The sequence below is a fragment of the Saccharopolyspora erythraea genome (assembly GCF_018141105.1).
Taxonomy (GTDB): domain Bacteria; phylum Actinomycetota; class Actinomycetes; order Mycobacteriales; family Pseudonocardiaceae; genus Saccharopolyspora_D; species Saccharopolyspora_D erythraea_A.
Genome location: NZ_CP054839.1, coordinates 3,682,799 through 3,707,791, shown reverse-complemented (window position 1 = coordinate 3,707,791; position 24,993 = coordinate 3,682,799). Strand labels below are relative to the sequence as shown.

The following is a 24,993-nucleotide window of genomic DNA, read 5'->3' as shown; positions in this document are numbered from 1 at the left end:
GGCCTCGATGAGGAGTTGACCATGACGCAGCGCGTGCTCAGCACCCGCCAGGAACTTCCCGGCGGCGGCCTGGCTCGCCTCGGGACCCACGTCGATGTCGTCCCCTGGACAGGAGCGGGCAAGCCGGAACCGGCCGAGCTGGCCGGGCTCGCGAGCGGCGCCGACGGCATCCTCGCCCTGGGCAACGACCGCATCGACGCCGAACTGCTGGACGCTGCGGGGCCGTCGCTGCGCGTGGTCGCCCTCGCGAGCATGGGATTCGACGCGGTCGACCGCCAGGCCGCCGCCGAACGGGGCGTCGTGGTCACCCACACGCCCGGGGTGCTGGCCGAAACCACCGCCGACCTCGCGTTCGCCCTGTTCCTGATGGCGCGGCGCAGGCTCGGTTCGGCCCGCGACCGCCTGCACGCGGGCGGGTGGGACCTGTTCAGGATGGACGACTACCTGGGCCTGGACGTGTTCGGCGCGACGCTGGGCCTGGTCGGCTACGGCCAGATCGGTCGAGCGGTGGCCCGGCGCGCGGCCGGTTTCGGCATGCGAGTGCTCCACCACGACCCGTTCGCCCCGGAGGACGACGACCTGTCCCACGCGGTCGGCTTCCCCACGCTGCTCGCCGGGTCCGACATCGTCTCGCTGCACGTTCCGCTGACCGAGTCCACCCGCGGCCTCATCGGCGCGGACGAGCTCCGTGCCATGAAGCCGACCGCGACGCTGGTCAACACCTCGCGCGGCGGTGTCGTCGACGAAGCGGCGCTGCTGGCCGCGCTGCGCGACGGGGTGATCCACTCGGCGGGGCTGGACGTCTTCGAACGAGAGCCGCGCGGGGCGGACGTGGCCGATCTCGTCGAGCAGTCCCGGCTGGTCGCCCTGCCGCACGTCGGATCGGCCACCGAGGCGACCCGGGCGGCGATGGTCGACCTTGCCGTGGACAACCTCTTCGACGTGCTCTCCGGCCGCCCCGCCCGCACCCCGGTCCCCGGCTCCGCCGCGGTGCCGGCCGCGGAAGGGGTCGTGCGGTGAGCCACCCCGTTTTCGACGTCAGCGGAAGGGTCGCCGTCGTCACCGGATCCAGCAAGGGCATCGGCCGCGCACTCGCGCGGGGCCTGCTCGAAGCCGGCTGCACGGTCGTCCTCAACGGTCGCGACGAGCCCAGGCTGGAGCGGGCCCGGGAGGAGCTGGCCGAGCTCACCGGCGCGACCGTGCACGCGAGCGCGTTCGACGTGACCGATCCGGCAGCGGTCTCCGACGGCGTCGCCGGCATCGAGGAGCGCGTGGGCCCGGTCGACATCCTGGTGAACAACACCGGAGCGCAGCACCGCACGCCGTTCACCGAGTTCGCCGATGCCGACTGGTACCGGCTGCTCGACACCAACCTCACCAGCGCCTTCCTCGCCGGACGCGAGGTCGCGCGGCGGATGGTGCCGCGCGGCAACGGCAAGATCATCAACGTCTGCTCGGTCCAGAGCGAGCTCGTGCGGCCCGGCATCGCCCCGTACTCGGCCACCAAGGGCGGCCTCAAGCAGCTGACCAGGGGCATGTGCGCCGACCTCGGCCCATCGGGGATCCAGGTCAACGGGCTCGCCCCGGGCTACTTCGAGACCGAGCTGACCGCCGCCCTCGTCGCCGACGAGGAGTTCAGCGCCTGGGTGCGCGGCCGCACGCCGGCCGCCAGGTGGGGGCGGGTCGAGGACCTCGTCGGCGCCCTGCTCTTCCTGGCCTCACCCGCCTCCGACTTCGTCAACGGCCAGCTGCTGTACGTCGACGGCGGCATGACTTCCGTTCTCTGACCGTCGATCCCTGTGGAGGAGCGATGTCCATGCGTGCATGTGTCGTACACGGTGCGGGTGACCTCCGCGTCGAGGACCGGGACCCGGTGCCACCGGGCCACGGGGAAATCGCGGTCTCGACCGCGTTCGGCGGCATCTGCGGTTCGGACCTGCACTACTACCACCGCGGTTCGGTCGGCGATTTCCGCCTGCGCGAGCCCATGGTGCTCGGCCACGAGGTCGTCGGGCACGTCGCCGCCACCGGGCCGGACGTGGACGGGCCCGGCGTCGGCACGCCCGTGGCGATCCATCCGGCGACTCCGTGCGGCGCATGCCCCGAATGCGCCGGGAACCGGCGCAACGTCTGCGCCCGGAGCCGCTATCTCGGCAGCGCCGCCCGGACGCCGCACGTGCAGGGTGGTTTCATCCAGCACCTCGTCGTGCCTGCCGACCAGGTCCGCCCGCTGCCCACCGGGCTGGACCTGCGCCGAGCGGTCGTCGCGGAACCGCTCGCGGTCGCCCTGCACGCGGTGCACCGCGCAGGCGATGTGGCAGGCCGGCGGGTCCTGGTCACCGGCGCGGGGCCGATCGGCTGCCTCACCGTGGCCGCGCTGAAGAACGCCGGCGCGGCCGAGATCGTCGTGACCGACCTGCTCGACGAGCCGTTGGCCATCGCCGCGGCCGTCGGGGCCACCTCGACGGTCCGGGCGGACGGAGCGGATCCAGACCAGCCCGACATCGCCATCGAGGCGTCCGGGTCGGCGGCGGGCCTGAGCACGTGCGTGCGGACCGTTGCGCGCCGCGGCACGGTCGTCCTGCTCGGCCTGCTGCCTCCGGGCGAGACGGGCTTCCTCGGAAACATCGTGGTCACCCGGGAGATCGAGATGCTCGGCGCGTTCCGCTTCGACCGGGAGTTCGACGAGGCGCTGTCGCTGCTGGGCGAAGGTCTGCACGTCGATCCCGTGCTGACCCACACCTTCCCGCTGGCCGAAGCGGCCGCCGCGTTCGACATCGCCGGGAACCGGGCCCTCGCCTCGAAGGTCCTGCTGGACCTCACCGACCCGCGGTGATCCCTCCGAGCCTGAGTCCGGCCACCGGCCCCACGGGCGCCGCGGCGCGCCGGGACGCAGACTGGCGGGCGTCGCCCAACCCCACGGGAGCAACCGCATGAGCACTTCAGCCCAGATCGGCGTCACCGGGCTGGCGGTCATGGGCCGCAACCTCGCCCGCAACTTCGCACGCAACGGCTACGCGGTCGCCGTGCACAACCGCACCGCGGCGAAGACCCGCGAGCTCATGGACGAGTTCGGCCACGAGGGCGAGTTCGTCGCGACCGAGTCGGCCGAGGACTTCGTCGCCGCGATGGAGCGCCCCCGCAGGCTCGTCGTCATGGTGAAGGCCGGCGACCCCACCGACGCGGTGATCCGGGAGTTCGCCCCGCTGCTGGAGCCGGGCGACCTGATCATCGACGGCGGCAACGCCCACTTCGCCGACACCCGGCGCCGTGAGCGCGAGCTGCGCGAGCACGGCATCCACTTCGTGGGCACCGGCATCTCCGGCGGCGAGGAGGGCGCCCTGCACGGCCCCAGCATCATGCCGGGCGGCTCGGACGAGTCCTACGCCTCGCTCGGCCCGATGCTGGAGAAGATCGCCGCCAAGGCCGCCGACGGTGCACCGTGCGTGACCCACGTCGGCGCGGACGGCGCCGGGCACTTCGTCAAGATGGTGCACAACGGCATCGAGTACGCCGACATGCAGCTGATCGCCGAGGCCTACCAGCTGCTGCGCGAGGTCGCGGGCTTCTCCCCGGCCCGGATCGCCGAGATCTTCCGCACCTGGAACACCGGCCGCCTGGACTCCTACCTCATCGAGATCACCGCAGAGGTGCTGTCCCATGTGGACGCCGCGACCGGCGAACCGTTCGTCGACGTCGTCGCCGACGAGGCCGAGCAGAAGGGCACCGGCCGCTGGACCGTGCAGATCGCGCTCGAGCTGGGGGTGCCGGTGTCGGGCATCGCCGAGGCGGTGTTCGCCCGCTCGCTGTCGGGCCACACCGCACTGCGCGAAGCCTCCCGCGGGCTCGCGGGGCCCGCTCCCGCAACGCTGGGCGAGTCCGAGGCCGCGGCGTTCGCCGACCAGGTGGAGCAGGCGCTCTACGCGTCGAAGATCGTGTCCTACACGCAGGGCTTCCACGAGATCGCCGCCGGAAGCGCCGAGTACGGCTGGAACATCGACCTGGGCGCGGTCGCCGCGATCTGGCGCGCCGGCTGCATCATCCGCGCCGCGTTCCTCGACCGCGTCCGCGCCGCCTACGACGCGCGCCCCGACCTGCCGAGCCTGCTCTCCGACGAAACCTTCGCCCAGGAGATCGGGGCAGCCCAGGACGACTGGCGGTCGGTCCTGGTCGCCGCCACCCGCCAGGGCGTACCGACACCGGGTTTCTCGGCGGCGCTGGCCTACTACGACACCCTGCGCGCCGGCCGGCTGCCGGCGGCACTCACCCAGGGGCAGCGGGACTACTTCGGCGCCCACACCTACCGGCGCACCGACCGGGAAGGCGTGTTCCACACCCTCTGGAGCGGCGACCGATCCGAGGTACCGGTCTGAACCGTCACCCCCACACCTACGCCGCGCAGACCTCGGTGTAGACGCGCTCCAGATGCGCGCGCAGGACCTCCGGCGAAGCCCCGCCGTCACGGACCTGTCGCGTGGCGCTGCGCATGCCGGAGACCAACCGCTGCGCGTGCTGCAGGCGGTCGTCGCCGATGTGCCCGCCCAGCAGCGCGCGTTCGGTCGCGGCGTCGACGACGCGTTCCAGCAGGATGACCGTCGGCCACCAGCGTTCCGCCCGGCCCGCGGCCGGTTCCATCAGCTGCTGTTGCAACGCCGCCCGCAGATCCGACAGGTCGCGGTAGGTGCGGCGCCGCAGGGCGGAACGGCCCTGCGCGACCCCCGCCAGCGACAGCGACACGTACTCCGACACGGTCTCGGTCACCGCCGCGATCCGGTCCGCGAGATCGGCACGTGGTTGCAACGGGCGTAGCAGCGCCACGACGCCGAGCACGATCGCGCAGCCCGCGAGCGAGTCGACCAGCCGGACGGTGGGCAGGGCGTCGGCGAACAGCTCCGACTGGCTCATCTGCAGCAGCACCAGCGCGGTGACGACCGCGGTGAAGACACCGTAATGGCGGCTCAGGGCCACCGGGAGCGCGGCGGCCAGCGCGGCGGTGAACACCACGAGCACCCAGCCCGGCGGCACCAGCGCGAGCAGCACCAGCGCGAGCAACACGCCCACGACGCTGCCGAGCGCGCGCAGCACGGTGCGCGCGAAGACCGAGCCCGAGTTCGGTTTGAGCACCAGCGCGACCGTCAGCGCGATCCAGTGCCCCTGGTCGAGGCCGCCGACCAGGCCGATGCACTCGGCCACCGCCAGGCACAGCGACATGCGCAGCGCGAGCAGCCAGGTGGTGCGGCCGAAGGTCACGCTGCCGCGCCACACCCGCAGCCTCTCCCTCACGCTCCGGCTGCCTCCGCGCACCCGCACCGGCTTCGCCCGACGCCATGCGGCGATCAGGTCCGCGATTCCCGCGTCCAACGCCCGCACCGTCGCGGCATCGGCCGCGGGGGGCCGGTGCGGCGCGGGGAGGTCACCGCTGCGGACGCTGCGCGCGAGCTCCCGCAGGGCGGCCACCACCCGCTCCGGCGGCCGGTCTCCGGAGTGCGTCAACGCGACCGCGGCCTCGACGATGGGCGTGACGCGGGTGAGGACGACGTAGAGCCGGTCGTGGACCCGGCTGCGGGACGTCGACGCGCCGCCGAGCAGGATGTCGTGCGCGGTGTTGAGCGCCCGGGTCAGGTCCTGGCGGATACCGATCGCCCGGTCGGTCCCGGCGGCGTCGAACATCCGCACCGTCGTGTCGAACACCCTCGCCACCGCCTCCCTGGCCGGGGCGGTGCGGCGAAACGGCCATGTCGCCGCGACCATCGCCACCAACAGCACTTCCCCGCAGAGGAACCACAGGACCTGCGCGCCGAGCCCGAGCGACTGGGAGTGCTGACCGGTCGCGACCACGCAGAAGGTGAGCATCTGCGCACCCGCCGCGGCCCAGAGGTCCCCCATCCGGCTCGACAGCACCGACACCAGCGACACCGCGACCACGGTCGCCGCGGCCCACCACGGGCCTGCGGCCCCGGCCCCCGCGGTGAAGCCGATCGCACCGAGCACCGCGGTCAGCCCGACGCGGCGCAACCGGTGCCGGTAGGAGGTCGTCAGGTCCGAGAAGCTCACGCACAGCGCGCCGACCGAGGCGAGCACGGCCTCCTCCACCCGGCCGGTCGCCAACCCGGCGATCTGCGGTCCCCCGATGCCGACGGTCGCCGCGCACACCCGCGTCCAGTCCCGCGAGTACGGGGCCGGGCGCAGCATGCGCACCAACCACGCCGGCAGCAGGCCGCGCGGGCGCCTGGTGGCGGGGAGCGCATCGGTGATCACACGCACGTCCCTTCGGGCCGGGATACGCGCTCCACGCCGAGCGGCGTCTGTGGACTGTGCGTCCGATTCTGACCGCGACCGGCGCCGGAAAGCCGCCCAACGCCACGGGCATCACAAGTTGCCGTCGATCACACCGCAGCAGCTACCGGGACCGAGCCCGAAAGGTCACCGTGCTCTCAGTGCTCAGGCGCACCCGGCGAGTCAGGGCCGCGTTCGCGGGCGTGTCGCCGCAGGGTCAGCCGGGCCGTGGCGACCATGGCTTCGTCGACCATCTCCCCCTCGAACGACACCGCGCCGACCCCGTGCGCCTGGGCTTGCTCCACAGTCGCGACCAGGCGAGCGCAGCGGTCGAGCTCCTCGGGGCCGGGCGAGAAGACCTCGTTGATCACGGGGACGTGCGAGGGGTGGATCGCCATCATGCCCTCGTAGCCGAGATCCCGGTTCTGCTCGGCGAAGGCGCGTAGTCCGCCGAGGTCGTCGATCCGGGTCCACAGCCCGGTGACCGGATGCGGCACCTCCTCCGCCCGGGCATCGAGCAGGACACGGGCACGCAGCGCCAGCGTTCCGGTCCCCTCCGGAGTCCAGCGGTAACCGACGGCGCGCTCGACGTCACCGCCGGGGGCGGTGAGCGCGCCCAGGTACGCCACGCGCGGAGCCGCCGCGGCGATGTCCCGCGCGTCCCGCAGACCTCGAGCGGTCTCCAGCAGCGGGACCAGGGCGATCCGGCCGGCGGGGAGGCCCGCCTCGCGTTCGCACCAGCCGAGCAGCCGGTCGGCCAGCCACACGTCTCGCACGCTGCTCACCTTGGGAAGCACGATCCCGGAAAGACCGGGACGCGCGATCGCGCGCAGTTCGCCGACCGCCTCCCAGCCGTCGAGCGCGTTGATGCGGACGAAGACAGCCATGTTCCCGAACGCGTTCGCCTCGGCCTGCGCGACGGCTTCGGCGACCTGGCCGCGGGCGTGCGGCTTCCGCGACTCGGGAACCGCGTCCTCCAGATCGAGGATGACCGCGTCGGCGCCGGACTCCCCCGCCTTGCCCAGCCATTCCACCTTGGTCCCCGGCACGAACAGCAGCGAGCGCAGGGCGGGACGCGCCTGCGGCGCTCGGGCGCCGGTCTCAGATGGCACCGTTGTTCTCCAGATCCGCGACGTCCTCATCACCCAGCCCGAGCCACTCCCGGTACACGAGGTCGTTGTCCTGCCCCAGATCCGGGCCGGTCCGCCAGATCCGGCCCGGGTTCCGCCTGAAGTGCGGGAGGACCGCCTGCATCCGCACCGGGCCGAGTTCGGGATCTTCGACGGTGACGATGTCCTCGCGCTCGGCGTAGACCGGGTCGGTGGCGATGTCGGCGGCGCTGAAGACCCGCGAGGCCACCACCTCGTTGCGCACGAACTCCGCCAGGCACTCGTCGGTCGAGCGCTGCGCGATCCAGTCCCGCAGACCCTCGTCGAGCCGTTGCCGACCGGCGTGCTGCTGCTCCGTAGTGGCGAACTCGTCCTCCGGCAACCCGAGCAACCGGGCCACGTTGCGCACCGAGCGCGGCGTCGCGGAGGTCACCGTGATCCACTCGCCCTCGCGGGACTGGTAGGTGTTGATGACCGCGGCGGGGGCGACCGCGAGCTGGTTTCCGGCTCGCTGCGGCACCGCGCCGAGCTGGTCGTGCATGATGACCTGCCACTCGACGAGCCGGAACAGGGGCTCGAACAGCGCGAGGTCGATCCACTCGCCGTCGAAGTCCGGGTCGTGGTCGCGGCGGTGGAGGGCGGCGAGCACCGCGTAGGCACCCATCAGCCCGGTCACCGCGTCGCCGTGGGAGAAACCGGTGTGGACGGGCGGGCCGTCCGGGTGGCCGGTCAGGTGCACCACGCCACTGCGCGCCTCGCCCATCTTGCCGAAGCCGGGCTCGTCGGCGTGCGAGGAAGTGGCTCCATAGCCGGAGATCTGCAGCAGCACGGCCCTCGGGTTGATGCGGTGCACGGAATCCCAGTCGAGCCCCCAGGTGCGCAGCCGCCCCGGGCGGAAGGTGACGATCACGACGTCGGCCCACGCGACGAGCCGGTGGGCCACGGCCCGGCCGGCTTCCTGGCGCAGGTCGAGCGTGACCGACCGCTTGTTGCGCCCGGCGACCTTGAACCACAGGGGAACACCGTCGCGCTTCGGCCCCATGCCGCGGGCCGCGTCTCCCGTTCCGGGCGGCTCGACGTGCACGACGTCCGCGCCTTGGTCGGCGAGCATCGACCCGGCCATCGGCCCGGCCACGACGTGCGCGAACTCGACGACCTTCAGCCCGCGAAGCTGCCCGTGCCCGGTCGTGTGCTGCTGTGAGGCCATGGCCGCTCCTCGCCGTCCGCGGTTGCCCACCACCCGGCGGACTTCCGGGTGGATCGGCTGCAAGCCTGCCCAACCGCGGAAATGCTTGTCGAGCAAAGGAAGACCATAAATCCATGCGATCTCGGCATGGATCGCCGTCCGGATCAAGCCCAGGAAACCCCGGCGGGCAGGTCGCGCCCCTCCTGCCGGAACTCGTCGAGCATCTCCAGGAACCGGTCCGCGGCAAGCGGACGGGTCCGCTGCGCGCGCAGCGCGATGTCCAGGCGCCGGTCGACATCCGGCTCCACGAGCGGCCGGGTCACGACGGGCCCGGCTCCCATGAGGGGCAGGACCAGCGCGGGCAGCGCCGATACGCCGAGGCCCGCGGCGACGAGCCCGCCCACCGTCGCCACGCTCGACGCCTCGGCCGCCGGAGCCGCATGCGCGTCGATCTGGGCGAACGCCGCGTCGGTGAGCCGCCGCACGCTCGAGTCCCGCCCGACCGCGAGGAACGGCTCACCCGCGAGGTCAGCCCAGGCCACCTCCGGTGCCTCGGCGAAGGGGTGGTCGGGCGGCAGCACCGCGACGAAGCGGTCCCGGACCAGGGGCCGCTGCTCCAGCTGGTCCGAGGGCTCGCCGACCGTGGTGATCGCGAAGTCGGCGTCACCGGAGAGCACGCGGCCGAGCACCGACCGCTCCAGGCCGTCCATGATGTGCACCGCCACCCGCGGCCGTTGCGCGCGGAAGGCGGAGATCACCTGCGGCAGCAACACCGCCGCGACCGAGGGCAGGGTCGCCACCGCGACCGCACCGGACTCGCCGAGCAGGAACCGCCGCAGGTCCTGCATGCCTGCCCGGTGGGCGTTGACGATCCGCTCCGCCACGCGCAGGGCCTCGGCCCCGGCGGCGGTGAGCTGGACGTTGCGGGTGTCGCGTTCCAGCAGCCGCGCGCCCAGCAGCCGCTCCAGGTCCGCGACCGCGCGGCTCAGCGACGACTGCGACACGTGCAGCTCCTCCGCGGCTGCGGTGAAGCTCGCCGCGCGGGCGACCGCGGCGTAGGCGGCGAGCTGGCGCAGGGTGGCCTCCATGGCCGCGCAGCATAGGCCGGAATCCGGCGATTGATGCCCGGATCGCATGGATAAATGCGAATCCGATGCTGGACATCGATCTGTCGCCGCGCGGAAACTCTTCGGCAACGCACGGCGCCCCACCGCCCACACCGCTCGCCGTCCCGCACGAGCCGCTCTACGAGAAAGCGAGCGAGACCATGCTGGCAGCCCTCGGCTTCACCACGGTCGGCCTCTTCCTGCTGCTCACCATGACCAGGCGAGTCTCGGTCCTGGTGGCGCTGGTCCTGCTCCCGGTCCTGGCCGCGCTGGCGGGCGGGTTCGGAGCAGAGCTGGGGCCCGTGGTCCTGGAAGGGCTGTCCACGGTCGCCCCGACCGGCATCATGATCGCCTTCGCGGTGCTCTACTTCAGCCTGATGGTCGACGCCGGCCTTTTCGACCCCCTGATCCGCGTCATCCTGCGCATCGCCGGGAACGACCCGCGGTGGGTCGCCGTCGGCACCGCCGTCCTCACGATGTGCGTAGCCCTCGACGGCGACGGCGCCTCGACGTTCCTCATCACCGTTTCCGCGCTGCTGCCCGTCTACAAGCGACTGGGCATGCGCCCGCTGGTGCTGACCGGCGTCGTCTGCCTGGGCGCGGGCGTGATGAACATGGTCCCCTGGGGTGGCCCGACCATGCGCGCGATCGCGGCGCTGAAGCTCGACAGCTCCGAGATCTTCACGCCGGTCCTGCCCGCGATGGGCCTGGGCATCGCCTGGGTGCTGGTGGCTTCCTACCTGATCGGTCGCCGCGAACGGCACCGCCTCGGCGCGCTCGGAGTTCCTGTTCCGCGGGACGAGGCGGAACGAGACACGTCCGCCCAGGTCAGCGGCGACGGTCCCGGGACGATGCGGGCGCCCGCATCGCGGCGGACCTGGCTGACCGCGTTCAACCTGACCCTGACCGCCGTCCTGCTCGTCAGCCTGGTCCTGGAGCTGATGCCGCTGCCGGTGCTGTTCGTGCTCGGGTTCGCGATCGCGCTGCTGGTCAACCACCCCACCTGGGAACAGCAGCAGGCAGTGCTGGACCGGCACGCCAAGAGCGTCGTCCTGGTCACCACCATGATCTTCGCCGCGGGCGTGTTCACCGGAGTCCTCTCCGAGACCGGGATGATCAGCGAGATGGCCAGGGCACTGGTGTCGGTCGTGCCCGCCTCCCTCGGCGGTCACCTGCCGGTGCTGGTCGCCGTCACCGGCATGCCCCTGAGCCTGGTGTTCACCCCGGACGCCTATTATTACGGCATCCTCCCCGTACTCGCCGAGACCGCAGGCGCGTACGGACTCGCGCCTGCCGAAGTCGCCCGAGCCGCCGTTCTCGGCCAGATGACCACCGGGTTCCCGCTGAGCCCGCTGACCGCGTCCACCTTCATCCTGGTCGGGATGAGCGGGGTGCAGCTCGGCCGTCACCAGCGCTTCATCTTCGGATGGGCCTTCGCCACCACCCTCGTCATGACCGCAGGCGCACTCCTGACCGGCGCGTTCACCCTCTGATCAACAGTGGCGACGGGCTTGTTGCCGAACTCCGTTCGCCCTTCTGGAGGCTGGTCGTCTCGTCGAGCCGCTGCGAAACTGCTCGGCTATGACAACACGGCGGCGGGCCGCGGTCGCCCTGACGTGGTGCGCCTTGGCCGCCTTCCTGAGCGGATGCTCCGCAGGCGACGAACCGGCCCCGCCCGGCGAGCCCACCGTGTCGCCGAGCACCGCCGTGACGAGCGCGGCCGCATCGAGCGAAGCCACGCCCTCGCCCACGGTCGACAGCGCGGGACAGGCGTGCGACGGTGTGAAAGCGATCGAAGCCAACGGGTTCCGGACCAACCCGCAAGAGCTGTACGACGCGGCCGAGGCGGGCACCAGGTCGTCGGTCCCGGCCATCAGCGACAAGGCGCGACTGCTCGCCGCGTACTCGGCGATGGCGTCGGCGTCCATCCAGACCGGCGGTGACCCGGCACAGCACATGCGGCAGCTGGGCGGGATGGTGCTCGACCTGCTGGCGGCGTGCCGGGAGAACGGCCACGGGTAGCGGGACTGCGCCTCGGCGTCAGCTCGCTGTTGACTTCACGCTCAGCGCCAGGAGTGCCACGTCGTCCGTCGGTCCCGGGTCGAACCCGGCGAGCAGGCCGGTCAGCTCGCTGATCTGCTCGCTCGCCGAGGCGCCGGGGTTCGACGCGAGGAACGCCTTCAGGCCCTCCTCGCCGAAGAACTCGCCCCCGGGCCGGGCCTCGGTGAGGCCGTCGGTGTAGAGCAGCAGGGTTTGGCCTTCCCGCAGGTGCAGGCGGCAGGACTCGAACTCCGCATCCGGCAGTGCTCCGACCAGCATCCCGCCCGGGAAGACCTCCTCGACGACACCGCTGGCCGAATGTGTGCGCAGAGCAGGCGGATGGCCCCCGCCTGCCAGGGTGATCTCGAACCCTCCTGTGGACTCGGGCCGCAGGAGTCCGAACAGCACGGTGCAATGCTGCGGCACGTTCGGGTCCAGCAGCAGCGCGGCGTTCAGCTCGGCCAGCACCGCGGCCGGGTCCTGGCTGTGCAGCGCGGCCGCACGCAGGGTGTAGCGGGTGAGCGAGGTCACCGCGGCGGCCGGTGCACCGTGGCCGGTGACATCACCGAGGAAGAACGCCCACCGGCCACCGCCCAGGGCGAACACGTCGTAGAAGTCGCCGGTCACCTCGGCGGGAGACGCGGCGTGGTAGTGGCAGGCCACCTCCAGGCCGGGCACCGGAGGCAGCGACGGCGGCAGCAGGCTGCGCTGCAGGGCGGAGGTGATGCGCTCCATCTGGGAGCGTGCCCGCCGTTCCTTGCGCAGGGTCAGCTGTGCCGAGCGGCGCAGCTCCAAGGCGTCCACGACCACCCCGGCCAGCTCGCGGAGCGTGTCCAGATCGTCCTGACCGATCTGGCGGGGACGGGTGTCGAGGACGTCGACGGTGCCCAGGCGATACCCGTCGGAGGTCGTGATCGGCGCGGCGGCGTAGAACCGCACCCCCATCTCGCCGTGCACCAACGGGTTCTCAGCCGTGCGCGGGTCGGTCAGGGCATCGGTGACCACGTACGGCTCGTCCTGCTGGATCGCCGAGGCGCACAGGCCGGGAGCGCGCTCGATCTCGGCCACCCCGTCCATGCCGTGGGTGGCCTTGAACCAGATCCGGTCGGCATCCACGATCGAGACCGTTGCCACCGGTGCCCGCAGGAGCTTCGCCGCGAGCGCCACGACACGGTCGAAGGCCCCGTCGGATGGGGTGTCGAGGATGTCGTAGCGGGCCACCGCCGCCAGCCGCGCGGCCTCGGTCGTTCCCGCGGCACGGGCCGCTGCGTCGCTGACCGCGGCGTTGTCCGATAGCACCTGAGCTCGCTCCACCTTCACAGACGTGGTCGCTGTCCGACCGGATGCAGGCACGCTGCACCGCGACCGGACAGGCGGACCGCTGACCGGAAGGCGCGACGGTCCCGACTCTGTTCCTCGGCTGGCTGCTCAACCGGCCCCGAGCCTAACCGACCGCAGATCATCCACGGCATCCGAGCGGGCCTCCGGCGCGACGACCGAGGACGGACGCCACAGGATCGCTGGTGGCGGCCGGTGGCCCGGTAGGTTTGATCCGCGGCTGTCGGGGTACTAGATCTTCGGCGCGAGCAGCGGTGCTCGGCGTCCAGGCCGCGGCCGGCGTGCTGGTCCGGGCCGCGGAGCAGTGCGGAAGAGGAAGGGCGGCAACGATGACCGTTCAGCAGCTGGGCTCGCAACTCCCGGAACCCGTGGTGCCCTCGCCGAATCCGGTGCCGGGCGTTGTGTTGCGGGGCAACGTGTTCCGGCCGCAGCCGGATGCGCTCGTCATGGCCGTGGAAGGCGAGGTGTCGCAACGCTGCGCGGACGAGCTGGAGGCGGTGCTGCGGCCGAGACCGGACGCGGCGGTCCGCTACCTCGTGGTGGATCTGAGCCGTGTCCACCGGTTGGGCATCGCCGGGCTGCAGTTGCTCACCCGCGCCTACATGACCACCCGGAGCGGCGGTATCGGCCTACGAGTCGTGGTCGCCACCGAGGAGGTCCGGGACGCCCTGCGGACAGCCGGGCTCGACGTCGTCCTCGACTGCCGCCCGAACGTCGCGGCGGCCCTGGTCGACGATCAGCGCCGCGATGAGTGGTGAGGCCGGGGAAAGAACGTCGAATTTCCTTCTCCAGAACCGCATTTTTCATCCGGCAGCATGATTCCCGAGGGCCGTTTCCGGGTACTCCGGGGAAGACAGCCTTCCGCCAGCCAACTCCGGGGAGAAGACGTGATCACTCTTGGTCTGATCTTGCTGATTCTGGGCGTCGTGCTCAACATTTCCATCCTCTACACGATCGGCGGCATCCTGCTCGCGGTGGGGCTCGTGCTGTTCGTGCTGGGACGGACGGGAACCAAGGTCGGCGGACGGAACCACTGGTTCTGACCGGCGCTGCGGGGCCGGATACCGGGGTCGGCTTCTGACGTCAGACGCTCACGGCCTCCGGCTGCCGGATCGGCGCTCGGGCGTCCGTCAGCCGCAGTCCTGCGACGGAGCAGGAAAGACCCCGGTATCCGGCCGTGGTGAACAGTCCGACGAACGAGGTCACCGCGAAGACGATCCCCACCAGGCCGAACACGATCAGCACGGGCGGCCCGCCGGGTATGTCGGCGATCCGCACCGACAGGAGATATCCGCCGGTACCCGCGAGACTGCGCACCAATCGCGCCGCAGCGCCCGGCGAACTCCCGTAACCGGTGATCACCCGCAAGTGCACGGCTCGCTGACCAAGGCTGGTCGCGCTGCCCGCCATGGGAAGCACGATGACGAGCACGAACCACGGCAACCAGAGGCCGACCAGTTGCGCCGCCTGGTAGCCGGGGAGGCGGTCGATCGGACCGAGCTCGGTGAGCAGCCCACCGTGCACCGTGATCACCAGCGCGCTGCCGATCCCGCTGACCAGAACACCGGCGAGGTGGAGGATCAGCAGGTCGCACAGGGAAGCCAGGAGCCGCCTGGACCTGGTCACCGGACGCGGCGTCCCCGGCTCCTCGGTGATCCGCTGCCCGGGCACCGCGCGGAGGACGGGTGCCGCCAACGCACCGGCCAGTCCCCCGAGCCCGTTCGCCATCAGATCGTCCACATCGAACAACCGGTAGGGGCACGGGTACAGGAACCAGATTCCGGTCACCTGCGTGACTTCGATCAGCAACGACACACCCAGCGCGATGAGCGCGGTGACCGGCACGCTGCGCCGGAACATGTGCCGGACGAACATGCCCAGCGGCGCGAAGAGCGCAACGTTCAGCACGACCTGCGTCAGCGCCGGGTTGCGCAGGGTCGCCACCAGGCCGCTTCCGGATGCCTCCTTCTGCATGTCGCGCAGGAAGTTGAACGGAATCCACTGCGGCGCGCCGGCACTGGAGGTGGCGCAGAAATCCGGTGTCACCGCGGGGAAAGGGACCAACACGTATGCGATGAGACCCAGGCCGTACAGCAGACCGGCGAAGGCCAGTCCGGCGTGGCCCGGGCCGAGCTCACCACGTCGCCGGTACTGCCGCGCGACGTACGGAACGAACAGCGCAATCGCCAGCACCAGACCGATGGCGACCGCCAGTACCCCAGGCACCAGTCGCGTACTCACAACACTTTCCCCTCTGTACGCAGGTCCGCTCAGAGCGCGGAGACGACGCTGGTGCTGGCCAGGAGCAGGCAGACACCGATATTGACCACCCGGTGCGCCAGGAACACCGCCACGAACTCCCGGATCGTCGCGCTGGGCAGGAAGTAGCGCGCCGTGCGCGAGCCGATCACCTGCGCGTTGACCTTCTCGCCACGGGCGATGCGGGCCGCCCGCATGACGTGGAAGCTGTTGGTGACGACCAGGCAGCGGTAGTCCGGACGACGCTCCTGCATGAGCGCCTTGCTGAACCGCAGGTTCTCCTCGGTGCTCCGCGACTGGTCCTCGACCAGGATCCGGTCCTCCGGGACGCCGTGGGAGATGAGGTAGTCGGCCATCGCGCGCGCTTCGGGAAGGTCCTCGCCGGGCCCCTGACCGCCCGAGGTCACCAGCACGGGATGGCGGCCCTTGGACTCTTCGGCCTCGAACGCGGTGCGTCCCCGGTCGAGCCGGCTGGCCAGCAGCGGCGGCACCCGCGAACCGATCAGCCCCGAACCGAGAACCACGATGAAGTCGACGTCGTGGCGATGCCGGATCCTGCCGTAGACGAACGAGTACAGCAGGAAGCAGACGAACAGCAGCGACACGTACGCGAGCACGTCGCTCACCGCCTCCACCGCGACCTGCAGCGGTAGCCAGCGGGTGATGTTGGCCAGTGCCTTGACGGCCACGATGCCGATGATGCCCAGACCGGCGGCCAGCGACAGCAGGTTCGCCGGCCGCCTGCCCTCGCGGCGCATCATCGTCACGCCGTTGACGATCAGGAACCCCGCCAGCACCAGGGTGATCAACGGAATCGTAAGCAGCAGCATCAGGAGCAGGACGGACGCCGCCCACTCCGAGTACGAGCTGAGCTCCACCAACACTCCTCCGGCCAGGAAGACGAGCGCGAGGAAGAGATAGAGACCGTTGCGCACGAGCCGCCGGTCGTAGAGGAAGGTGACCAGGAAAAGCAGCAGGAATACCCCGGCGACCCCGAAGAAGAGCATGATCCGCAGGCTATCCGATCGGGCTCGGGCCGATCCGCGCACTCGACCACTTGTGATCTTGGTACTGATCGCGGGCGCGGCTTGACACCACCCGGACCCCGCCACGTCGAGCCCACGGCTGGGAAGATCGGCGCGCGCTCGCCGCTACGCACTCGACGTGGACGGGCGCGGGCGAGCGGTCCACGCGACGGCCGGGATGATGGCCAGGCCCAGGATGCCGCCTGCGACGGCCAGCGCGCTGAAGCCGCTGGCCGCCACGACCAGACCCGAGGCCATGCCGCCTCCCGCCCCGGCGAGGGCGATCGCGACGTCGACGGTGCCCTGCGTCTTGGCGCGGGTGGCCAGCGGAACGGTGTCGGTGATGATCGCGGTGCCGCTGACCAGACCGAAGTTCCAGCCGAGCCCGAGCAGGGCGAGCGCGAGCGCCAGCAGCCCCACCGAGTGGGGCGGCGCCAGTGCGGCGAGCAGGCCCGAACCCAGCAGGGTGAGCCCGGAGGCGGCGGCCACCGCCAGGCGCCCGAAGCGGTCGACGAGCATCCCGCTGAACGGCGACGGCAGGTACATCGCGCCCACGTGCACGGCGATGACCAGGCCTGCGGCGCCGACACCCTGGCCGTGGTGCTGCATGTGGATGGGCGTCATCGTCATGACGGCGACCATGATGAGCTGGGTCAGCACCATGACGGCCGTGCCCAGCAGCAGGAGCCCGCTGCGTCCGGCGGGGTCGGCCGGTTCGTCCGCACCCCCGTTGGCGGCGCTCGTGCGCTCCGCGGCGAGCGAACGCGCAGTGAGCAGCGGATCAGGCCGGAGCATGATCCACAGCACGATCCCGGCCGCGGCGTAGGCGAAGGCGGCCAGGATGAACGGCCCGGCCAGCGACGGGATGCCCACGGCGTCGGCCACCGAGCCCATCACCGTGACCAGGTTCGGTCCCGCGACGGCACCCGCCGTGGTCGCCACCAGCACGGTGCTCACCGCCCGGCCGCGATGGTCCGGTTCGGCCAGATCGGCTCCCGCGTAGCGGGCCTGGAGGTTGGTGGCGGTCCCCGCGCCGTAGACGAAGAGCGAGAGGAAGAGCAGGAGCACGCTGCCGGTCGCGGCGGCGATGACGACCCCGAGGCTGCCCACGGCACCCACGACGTAGCCGGCGGCGAGCCCGGTGCGACGGCCCAGGCGCTGCGACGTGCGACCGATGACGATCGCGGCGACGGCGGAACCGATGGTGAACAGCCCGCTGGGCAGGCCTGCCAGGCCGGTGCTGCCGAGCATGTCCTCGGCGAGCAGGGCGCCGACGGTGATACCGGCGGCGAGCCCCGCTCCACTGAGGACCTGAGCGCCCACGAGCACGGCGAGGATGCGCCTTTGGTCCGGGTGAACAGCGGCGGTCACAGGTCTGCCTTTCGGTGGCGGGGATGAGCTGACGCGGCCGGGGGCAGCGGAGTCGGAAACCCGGCCGTGCGCGAGCGCCGCCGGCGCAGCGGGCTCGCCCCCGGGGGCGACGCGGCCGTCATCATGCTCGCTGCCGGGAGGTCGCTGCCGTGGTCGCGCGCGTACCGGTGGTCACGCCGTCTCCACCGGCAGTTCGGCGAGCCGCCATTCGAGCATCCCGTCCGCCAGGCGGCGCGCGGTGCGGCCGCGCGCGGTGAGCAGGCGCACGGCGTCGTGGGCGAGCACGCAGTAGCTCCCGCGGCAGTAGGCGACGACCTCCTGGTCGGCGGGGATCTCGCCGAGCCTGCCGGCCAGCTCGTCCAGCGGGATCGACACCGCCCCCGGGACGTGGCCCGCCTGGTACTCCTCGCGCGGCCGCACGTCGAGCACGACCACGTCGCCGAGCCCCACCCGCCGCAGCAGCTCCTCGCGGCTGACGCGCTCGGCGCCGTCACCCACGCCGAAGTAGCTGGCGCGGGCGGCTTCCACGTCGGGCAGGTGCGCATCGGCCACGGCGCGGACCAGCGCGTACAGCGCGGCCACGTCGGTCCCCGCCAGCCGGTAGTGCACCTTGGTGCCCTCCCGGCGAGTGGCGACGAGGTTCGCCTGCTTGAGGGTCTGCAGGTGCGCCGAGGTGGTCGTCATCCCCAGCTGGGCCGCGCGCGCCAGCGACTCGACCGTGCGCTCGCCCTGCGCGAGCAGGTCCAGCAGTTCGAGCCGCTTCCCGCTGGCCAGCGCCTTGCCGACACGCGCGAACTGATCGAAGAGAGCCGCCTTCGCGCCCTGTTCCCCCATCGCTGCTCCAATCTTCCGTGGAATAGCGTACAAGAGATCGATGCCCAGGACAGCGGGCCGAAATCAGGGCGTTCCGCGTCGGCGTCGCGCTCGATTGCCCACCGAGAACCGGCAGTCCCTAACCTGACCTGATGACCGTAGACCTGTTCGCGGGCGTCCCCGTCCGCGACTTCGCCACGGCGGCGGCCTGGTACGAGCGGCTCCTCAGCGCCCCGCCGGCCTTCCTGCCCAACGACACCGAGGCGGTGTGGGAGCTCGCCGAGCACCGGTACGTGTTCATCGAAGTGCGTCCCGACCACGCCGGGCACGCCATGCACACCGTGTTCGTCAGCGACTTCGACGCCCGCATCTCCCAGATCGCCGAGCGCGGTCTGGAACCGGCCGAGCTCGAGACCTACTCCAACGGCGTCCGCAAGGCCACCTTCCGCGACCCGGACGGCAACGAGATCGGTTTCGGCGGCGCGCCGGTCTGACCGGGACGGCCCTCGCCGAAGAACCGGTCCGCCTTCAGCGGGCGGGGTGGGCTTTCCACGCCTTCTTCCCGGGATTCGCCACGAAGAGCCAGCCGATCATGCCGACGGTGACGATCAGCAACGTCCACGGCTGAACGAGGTCGACCATCTCCCGTGCCCAGCCTTCCACGACGACCTCAGCGGGTTGTGCCCCGGACAGGTCGGCGCCGGTGGCGAAGCGGTACAGCAACTCCATCCGCCACCCGACAAGAGCCAGCAACGACACCTGCATCCCGATCCCGAGCCCCAGCACCACACGCGCGCTGCGGTTGCGCAACGCGCGGTCCAGCTCGGCATCGGCGCTGGACGAACGAGTCCGCGCCGACCAGAGCACGAACGCGACGAGCAGCACCACCAAAGCGGTACCTGCGAACGGAACCGCGATGGGCGCACCGGTGTGTTGCTTGTTCTGCGCCGCCAGGAGAAGCACGTTCGGCGTGATGTGCGGCTGCGCCTGGAGGTCGACCAGCCCGAACGCGAATGTCGCCAGCACGAGTGCGCTGAACAAGCCCACGCCCCAACGCGGGGCGACATCGGCGAGGTGGAGCCGCAACGGCTGCAACTCCCGAGTGCGCGCAACGGTGAGCAGCTCCGCGATTACAGCGCCGAAGAAGAACATCGCCACCAGGGCGAGGTAGCCACCTTGGCCGGTCTTGTCCGCCTGTTCCGGCTCCGGCGGCAAGAGCAGTCCGCAGCAGACTCCAGCCACCACGTACAGCAGGGGGTAGCAGGCCAACCTGAGCCGCCGGTAGTGCAGGACCGCCTCGACCTGGTCAGCGCTGGGTTCGGGAACTCCCCACCTCCGCGCGAGCTTGCGGGCGCGTGCGCGGTCCGACCACAACGCGACCGCGAACCCGAGCACGAACACCGTCGGCAGTGCCAGACGGCCGAGTCCGTCGGTCAATGCTTCCCAATCCACTGCGGAACTCCCTCGGCGCGGCTGCGACTCGGCCCGGACCGTATCCATCAGCGCGACGCCGTGGTCCCGTCTTGACCGTGTCGTGATGCCCGTCACGAGGCCGAGCCCCAATTCAGACCACTGTGGACCGTCGACGGAAACACACCGACGCTGCTTTCCGTTCGCACTTGCGCGCCTTGGACGACTTCGGTGAACAGCTCCGTCACGGCCCTGACGGCTGCCGGTTGCGTGGGTTGCGCTCGCCGGACGAGGACGATGTGCCGCTCGATGCGTTCCACGAGCTCGATCTTGCACAAGCCGTCGGGGCGCAGGAGCTCACCCATGAGGTCGGTCATGGGCGCGACGCCGAGGCCCTGTGCCGCCAGGGCGAGCGAGGTTCGGGTGTCCCCGGGCGTTGTCGTGCGTCCGCGCCCCGTCGACGCCGACCTCCGCGTCCGGCCACGCCGGGAGCTGGACATCACGCCCGTGTTCTCCTACGAGAACGACGGTGGTGACCTCGCCGCCACCCTGCGCCGATGCGTCGGCGTCGGCAAGTGCCGCACGCGGGACTCCGCGGGGGTGATGTGCCCGAGCTTCCAGGTCACCCACGACGAGAAGGACTCCACCCGCGGGCGCGCCAGGGTGCTCGACGAGATGCTCAACGGTGGCGTGATCGAGGACGGCTGGAGGTCGGCCGAGGTCTCGTTCTCGAGCTGGTTCCGCAGACGCACGGCACCGGCTGGCGCCGGCACGCGCGGGACCATGCTCCTGTGGGTGGACTCCTTCGGCAACGCCCTCAACCCCGGTCCTCTGCGCGCGGCCACGGAGGTCCTCGAGGAGATCGGCTTCCGGGTGATCGTCCCTCCCGGAACCCAGTGCTGCGGACTCACCTGGATCACCACCGGTCAGCTCGGCGTGGCCCGCCGCGTGCAGCGCCGGACGCTGAACGCCATCGCGCCCCAGCTCGAGGAGGTGTCCGCCGTCGTCGGTATCGAACCGAGCTGCACCGCCACCCTGCGCACCGACCTGCCGGACCTCCTCGCCGGCCACCCGGCGGCCGCACGGCTCGCGCGCAAGACGAAGACCTTCGCCGGCACCATCCGCGATCTCGCACCCGACTGGGACCCGCCGGAACTCCCGGTCGAGACGTTGCGCCAGACGCACTGCCACCAGCACGCGGTCATGGGCGACCAAGCCGACTCGTGGCTGTTGGAACGCATGGGAGTCGACGACACCAAGCTCGGCTCCGGCTGCTGCGGGCTGGCCGGGAACTTCGGCTTCGAGAGGGAGCACTACGCGCTCTCCGTCGCCGCCGGGAACGGGTGCTGCTGCCGGCCGTGCGGGCCGCCGCGGACTCGGTGCGCGTGCTGGCCGACGGCTTCAGCTGCCACACCCAGATCGGACAGGGAGCGCACCGGCACGCGCAGCACCTGGCCGAACTGGTTCGTGACGCCCAGACCGCAACTCTCGCCAAGCCGCTGAGCCCCAGCCTGGAACTCCCACAGGCCGGAGAACAACCGCGGGAGTAGCGCGAGGCCGACGGTCAGGACGTGTGCTCGCCCAACCCGCGGGCGGCTTCGCGCAGCGCCGCGATGAGCACCGCGATGCGCGGCGCGGAGGCGCTGCCGGAGCGGACCGCGACCGAGACCGAGCGGGTGAGTTCGGGCTCGGTGATCGACAGCAGCCGCACGTCCGGGGTCAGCCCCTCGGTGGCCAGCCTGGGTACGACCGAGACGCCGAGACCGGCGCGGACCAGCGCGAGGATCACCGTGTAGTCGTCGCTGGTGTAGTCCAGCCGCGGCGCGAAACCCGCCAGGCCGCAGGCCCTGTCCAGCGCCCTGCGCAGCGCTATGTCGCTGGCGGGGGCGATCCACGGGTGCTCGCTGAGCGAGTCGAGCCGCAGCGGCCCGCGAGGCAGGTCGAGCGCGGGAGGGACCGCGGCGTGCAGCGGCTCGGTCAGCAGCGGGGTGAGCTCGACGCCCGCGTCGTCGATCCGGGGCAGCAGGTCGAACTCGTAGACCAGCAGCAGGTCGAGCCGGCCCGCCTTGAGCGCGGCGATCCCGTCCGCGGTCTCCCGCTCCTCCAGCAGCACGCGGAGTTCGCGGTGCTCGGCCCGGCAGGCGACGATTGCCGGTGGCACCAGGGAACTGGCGGCGGTGGGGAACGCGCCGAGCCGCACCACGCCGCTCACCCCGCCCGACACCTGCGCGACGCCGGCCCGGGCGTCCTCCATCGCGGCCAGGATTCGCTCGGTGTGCGCGACGAGCACGCGGGCGGCCTCGGTGAGCACGAGCGTCCGGCCGTCGCGGTGGTACAGCGGTGCGCCGACCTCGCGCTGGAGGATGGCGAGCTGCTGGGACACCGCCGACGGGGTCAACGCGCACGCGCGTGCCGTGGCGGCGATCGTCCCCCGCGAGGCCAGCTCGCGCAGCAGGCGCAGCCGGTGCACATCCAGCATTTAGTCATTCTAATCGTGACCGCCAAAAAGAATTGATTGTGCTAACCACAGCGCCGGCCGCACGCTGCTGCTGTGACTGCTTGCGCTACCTCCTCCACCCCGGCGACCACCGCTGGCCGGCGTGTGCACGAGCAGCGGATCCGCGCGCTGCGCCACCAGATGCGAGCCGGAGGTCTCGGTGCCGTGGCCCTCACCCGGCCGGAAGACATCTACTACCTCACCGGCCTGGACCACCTCGGCTATTTCGCCTTCACGCTGCTCGTCGTGCCGCTCGCCGGTGAGCCGACCCTGGTCACCCGCCGGATGGAAGGTCCGACGGTCCGCGCGAAGGTCCCGTGGTGCCGCCACGCGACCTTCGGCGAGGACGAGTCACCGGCGAGCGCGTCGGCCGCGGTGCTCGCCGAGGCGTGCGGAACGTACGGGGACGGAATCGCGCTGGACGAGGAGTCCATGTTCTTCCCGCCCTCGGTCGCGGGGGCGATCCGCGCGCGGCTCCCGCACGTGCGCTGGAGCTGCGCGTCCTCGCTGCTGGCCGCCCAGCGGGCGCGCAAGTCGCCGGAGGAAATCGACTGCATCCGCCGGGCGGCGGCCATCTCCGACCTCGCGCTCTCCCGGGCGACCGCCATGCTGCGCCCCGGTGTCGCCGAGCGCGACGTCGCCGCGGAGATCTACCGCTGCATGATCGAGGAAGGCGGCCAGCCGCCGGGGTTCCCGCCGCTCATCCGACCGGCGTCGGTGCTGGAGCAGGAACACGTCTCCTGGTCCGATGGTGCGCTCGCATCGGGGCAGGGGCTGTTCTTCGAGCTGTCGGCCAGCGTGCGGCGCTACCACGCGCCGCAGAGCCGCACCATCTACATCGGACAAGCGCCGGCCGCTGCCGCCGAGGCCGCGGAGGTCGCGCTGGCCGGGCTGCTCGCCGCACTCGATGCGTTGGAACCCGGAGCGCGCACCAGAGAGGTCTACGCGGCGTGGCAGCGCGCGGTGGCCGGCCACGCCGACCCGCGGCGCCACCACTGCGGCTACCTCGTGGGCATCGGGTTCCCGCCGAGCTGGGTGGGCGGTGCGAACGTGCTCGGCATCCGCCCCGGAGGCGACGTGGTGCTCCGCGCGGGGATGACCTTCCACCTGATGTCGTGGGTGAACCGGCCGGTCGGGCACGTCATCTCCGACACCGCCCTGGTCACGGATTCGGGCGCCGAACTGCTCACCACCACGCCTCGCGAACTGATCACCATCCGCTGACACCGCGGCGCGGCCCTGCGCGGGTCCGGGCGAAAGGAAGGCCAACGTGCGCATCACCGGATTCAAGACCACTCCCGTCGCCGTGCCGTACCGCACCGAGGAGGTGTGGGCCTTCGGCAGGCGGACAGGTCAGATCAGCGTACTGCTGGAGCTGCGCACCGATGAAGGCGTCGTCGGGCTCGGTGAGGCCGCCGCCTACCCCAGCGCCGGGATCGTGCAGGCGGTGTTCGACAGCATCGAGCCCCTCGTCGTCGGTGCCGACCCGCTGGAGATCGAACGACTGATCCACCGCATCGACCTGGTGGGCACCTGGCACCACGTGAAGGCCAGCAGTCCGGCGATTTCCGCGGTGGAGATGGCGTGCTGGGACGTCCTCGGCAAGACCTGCGGGCAGCCGCTGGTGAACCTGCTCGGCGGGCGCTTCCGGGACAGCGTGGAGTACTTCTACTACGTCGCGCGCACCACGCCCGGCGAAGTGGCGGCGGAGGGCCGTCGCGCCGTCGAGGCCGGGTTCGGCACGTGCTACCTCAAGTGCGTCCACGACGACCCGCGCACCGACGTCGAGCGCGTCGCCGCGCTGCGCGACGGCGCGGGCCCGGACGCGCGCATCCGCCTCGACGCCAACGAAGCCTGGTCACCGGGAACGGCGGTCCGCGTCGCCCGCGCCCTGCGGCCCTACGACCTGGAGTTCCTCGAGCAACCGGTCTCGGGCCGCAACCTCGACGAGATGGCCTACGTCCGCGGCCGCAGCGACATCCCCCTGCTGGCCAACGAGGCGAGTTGGACCCGCCACGACCAGTTGGCCGTGATCCGGGCGGGTGCGGCGGACGCGATCTCGGCCGACAACCAGGCCGACGGCGGTCTGCTCAACCTCAAGCGCTCGGCCGGGCTGTGCGAGGCCGCCGGCCTCCCGGTGGTGAAGCACAGCCTCGGCGAGCTCGGCGTGGCGCTGGCGGCGGCGACGCACCTGATCGCCGCGACGCCCAACTTCCGCCACGCCAACCAGGCATACGGCGCGCTGCTTTCCGACGACGTCACCGCCGGGTTCGGCGGGCCTGCCGGCAACTACCGCCACGGCCACCTCGACGTACCCACCGGCCACGGGCTCGGGGTCGAGCTCGACGAGGAGAAGGTCGCCCGCTACGCCGAGCTGTATGTGCACGAGGGCAAGGACTTCTCCTTCACCGACGACCGCCACGCGTCCTGGCCCGCACTGCCGAAGGCGTGAACGCCGCTTCCCAACCCCGGCGTCCGAACACAGTGGACACATGGTCCCGCGACCGCCGTCCTATTCCGTGGGACCCGATGTTCAACCCCGGTGCCGGGCGGTAGCTTTCGG

General features: G+C 71.6%; 24 protein-coding genes. 12 read left to right on the top strand and 12 right to left on the bottom strand.

What is annotated here, in order from left to right; all coding sequences use genetic code 11:
- The first annotated feature begins 21 nt into the window (after window positions 1-21).
- From HUO13_RS17020 to gndA, 4 genes are all read left to right on the top strand, one after another.
- Window positions 22-1,020 carry a 2-hydroxyacid dehydrogenase gene (locus HUO13_RS17020; RefSeq protein ID WP_211902291.1) on the top strand — a complete coding sequence of 333 codons (999 nt, stop codon included), beginning with the start codon at window positions 22-24 and terminating at the stop codon, window positions 1,018-1,020.
- Window positions 1,017-1,787, top strand: a complete 771-nt coding sequence (locus tag HUO13_RS17015) for an SDR family oxidoreductase (RefSeq protein WP_211902290.1) — start codon at window positions 1,017-1,019, stop codon at window positions 1,785-1,787. The genes HUO13_RS17020 and HUO13_RS17015 overlap by 4 nt, the downstream gene beginning before the upstream one ends.
- A gap of 29 nt (window positions 1,788-1,816) precedes the next feature.
- A complete protein-coding gene (locus HUO13_RS17010) occupies window positions 1,817-2,836 on the top strand; it encodes an L-idonate 5-dehydrogenase (protein ID WP_211902289.1) in 1,020 nt (339 codons plus the stop codon).
- A gap of 97 nt (window positions 2,837-2,933) precedes the next feature.
- Window positions 2,934-4,373, top strand: a complete 1,440-nt coding sequence (gene gndA, locus HUO13_RS17005) for an NADP-dependent phosphogluconate dehydrogenase (RefSeq protein ID WP_211902288.1) — start codon at window positions 2,934-2,936, stop codon at window positions 4,371-4,373.
- Window positions 4,374-4,389: 16 nt separating this feature from the next.
- On the opposite strand, the gene HUO13_RS17000 is transcribed toward gndA, so the two are convergent.
- The 4 genes from HUO13_RS17000 to HUO13_RS16985 form a co-directional block, all read right to left on the bottom strand.
- The gene (locus HUO13_RS17000) at window positions 4,390-6,258 is read right to left on the bottom strand and encodes an FUSC family protein (protein WP_211902287.1); all 1,869 of its coding nucleotides are present in this window, start codon (window positions 6,256-6,258) and stop codon (window positions 4,390-4,392) included.
- 176 nt (window positions 6,259-6,434) lie between these two features.
- Window positions 6,435-7,388 (bottom strand): HpcH/HpaI aldolase/citrate lyase family protein, encoded by a 954-nt coding sequence (locus tag HUO13_RS16995; protein ID WP_211902286.1) that lies wholly within the window; start codon window positions 7,386-7,388, stop codon window positions 6,435-6,437.
- Window positions 7,378-8,592 carry a CaiB/BaiF CoA transferase family protein gene (locus HUO13_RS16990; protein ID WP_211902285.1) on the bottom strand — a complete coding sequence of 405 codons (1,215 nt, stop codon included), beginning with the start codon at window positions 8,590-8,592 and terminating at the stop codon, window positions 7,378-7,380. The genes HUO13_RS16995 and HUO13_RS16990 overlap by 11 nt, the downstream gene beginning before the upstream one ends.
- A gap of 143 nt (window positions 8,593-8,735) precedes the next feature.
- The gene (locus HUO13_RS16985) at window positions 8,736-9,659 is read right to left on the bottom strand and encodes a LysR family transcriptional regulator (protein ID WP_211902284.1); all 924 of its coding nucleotides are present in this window, start codon (window positions 9,657-9,659) and stop codon (window positions 8,736-8,738) included.
- Window positions 9,660-9,724: 65 nt separating this feature from the next.
- On the opposite strand from HUO13_RS16985, the gene HUO13_RS16980 reads away from it, so the two are divergent.
- Together HUO13_RS16980 and HUO13_RS16975 are read left to right on the top strand one after the other, a co-directional pair.
- Entirely contained in the window at window positions 9,725-11,170 is a 1,446-nt protein-coding gene (locus HUO13_RS16980) for a CitMHS family transporter (RefSeq protein WP_282976723.1), read from the top strand.
- Between the two features lie 88 nt (window positions 11,171-11,258).
- The gene (locus HUO13_RS16975) at window positions 11,259-11,699 is read left to right on the top strand and encodes a hypothetical protein (protein ID WP_249124940.1); all 441 of its coding nucleotides are present in this window, start codon (window positions 11,259-11,261) and stop codon (window positions 11,697-11,699) included.
- 18 nt (window positions 11,700-11,717) lie between these two features.
- On the opposite strand, the gene HUO13_RS16970 is transcribed toward HUO13_RS16975, so the two are convergent.
- Complete coding sequence (locus HUO13_RS16970; RefSeq protein WP_249124938.1) at window positions 11,718-13,016, bottom strand: PP2C family protein-serine/threonine phosphatase; 1,299 nt, start codon at window positions 13,014-13,016, stop codon at window positions 11,718-11,720.
- A 368-nt stretch (window positions 13,017-13,384) separates the two neighbouring features.
- On the opposite strand from HUO13_RS16970, the gene HUO13_RS16965 reads away from it, so the two are divergent.
- Together HUO13_RS16965 and HUO13_RS16960 are read left to right on the top strand one after the other, a co-directional pair.
- Entirely contained in the window at window positions 13,385-13,813 is a 429-nt protein-coding gene (locus tag HUO13_RS16965) for an STAS domain-containing protein (RefSeq protein WP_211902282.1), read from the top strand.
- Window positions 13,814-13,942: 129 nt separating this feature from the next.
- Window positions 13,943-14,098 carry a DUF6131 family protein gene (locus HUO13_RS16960; protein ID WP_211902281.1) on the top strand — a complete coding sequence of 52 codons (156 nt, stop codon included), beginning with the start codon at window positions 13,943-13,945 and terminating at the stop codon, window positions 14,096-14,098.
- A gap of 40 nt (window positions 14,099-14,138) precedes the next feature.
- On the opposite strand, the gene HUO13_RS16955 is transcribed toward HUO13_RS16960, so the two are convergent.
- From HUO13_RS16955 to HUO13_RS16940, 4 genes are all read right to left on the bottom strand, one after another.
- A complete protein-coding gene (locus HUO13_RS16955; protein WP_249124936.1) occupies window positions 14,139-15,296 on the bottom strand; it encodes a VanZ family protein in 1,158 nt (385 codons plus the stop codon).
- A 29-nt stretch (window positions 15,297-15,325) separates the two neighbouring features.
- Window positions 15,326-16,321, bottom strand: coding sequence for a YdcF family protein (locus HUO13_RS16950; protein ID WP_211902280.1), 996 nt, complete (start codon window positions 16,319-16,321; stop codon window positions 15,326-15,328).
- 144 nt (window positions 16,322-16,465) lie between these two features.
- Complete coding sequence (locus HUO13_RS16945; protein WP_211902945.1) at window positions 16,466-17,668, bottom strand: MFS transporter; 1,203 nt, start codon at window positions 17,666-17,668, stop codon at window positions 16,466-16,468.
- A 213-nt stretch (window positions 17,669-17,881) separates the two neighbouring features.
- Complete coding sequence (locus HUO13_RS16940; RefSeq protein ID WP_211902279.1) at window positions 17,882-18,544, bottom strand: ArsR/SmtB family transcription factor; 663 nt, start codon at window positions 18,542-18,544, stop codon at window positions 17,882-17,884.
- A gap of 131 nt (window positions 18,545-18,675) precedes the next feature.
- Here HUO13_RS16940 and HUO13_RS16935 point away from each other — a divergent pair, with 131 nt between their 5' ends.
- Entirely contained in the window at window positions 18,676-19,017 is a 342-nt protein-coding gene (locus HUO13_RS16935; protein ID WP_211902278.1) for a VOC family protein, read from the top strand.
- Window positions 19,018-19,051: 34 nt separating this feature from the next.
- On the opposite strand, the gene HUO13_RS16930 is transcribed toward HUO13_RS16935, so the two are convergent.
- On the bottom strand, window positions 19,052-19,975 hold the full coding sequence (locus HUO13_RS16930; protein ID WP_249124935.1) for a hypothetical protein: 924 nt from the start codon (window positions 19,973-19,975) through the stop codon (window positions 19,052-19,054).
- Between the two features lie 92 nt (window positions 19,976-20,067).
- Window positions 20,068-20,310: a hypothetical protein gene (locus HUO13_RS16925; RefSeq protein ID WP_249124933.1), complete on the bottom strand. Its 243-nt coding sequence runs from the start codon at window positions 20,308-20,310 to the stop codon at window positions 20,068-20,070.
- 46 nt (window positions 20,311-20,356) lie between these two features.
- Here HUO13_RS16925 and HUO13_RS16920 point away from each other — a divergent pair, with 46 nt between their 5' ends.
- Complete coding sequence (locus HUO13_RS16920) at window positions 20,357-21,436, top strand: (Fe-S)-binding protein (RefSeq protein WP_249124930.1); 1,080 nt, start codon at window positions 20,357-20,359, stop codon at window positions 21,434-21,436.
- Between the two features lie 61 nt (window positions 21,437-21,497).
- Here HUO13_RS16920 and HUO13_RS16915 read toward each other — a convergent pair whose 3' ends face one another.
- Window positions 21,498-22,412 carry a LysR family transcriptional regulator gene (locus tag HUO13_RS16915; RefSeq protein WP_211902275.1) on the bottom strand — a complete coding sequence of 305 codons (915 nt, stop codon included), beginning with the start codon at window positions 22,410-22,412 and terminating at the stop codon, window positions 21,498-21,500.
- 72 nt (window positions 22,413-22,484) lie between these two features.
- On the opposite strand from HUO13_RS16915, the gene HUO13_RS16910 reads away from it, so the two are divergent.
- Entirely contained in the window at window positions 22,485-23,654 is a 1,170-nt protein-coding gene (locus tag HUO13_RS16910; protein ID WP_211902274.1) for a M24 family metallopeptidase, read from the top strand.
- Window positions 23,655-23,700: 46 nt separating this feature from the next.
- Complete coding sequence (locus HUO13_RS16905) at window positions 23,701-24,882, top strand: mandelate racemase/muconate lactonizing enzyme family protein (RefSeq protein ID WP_211902273.1); 1,182 nt, start codon at window positions 23,701-23,703, stop codon at window positions 24,880-24,882.
- Window positions 24,883-24,993: the final 111 nt, after the last annotated feature.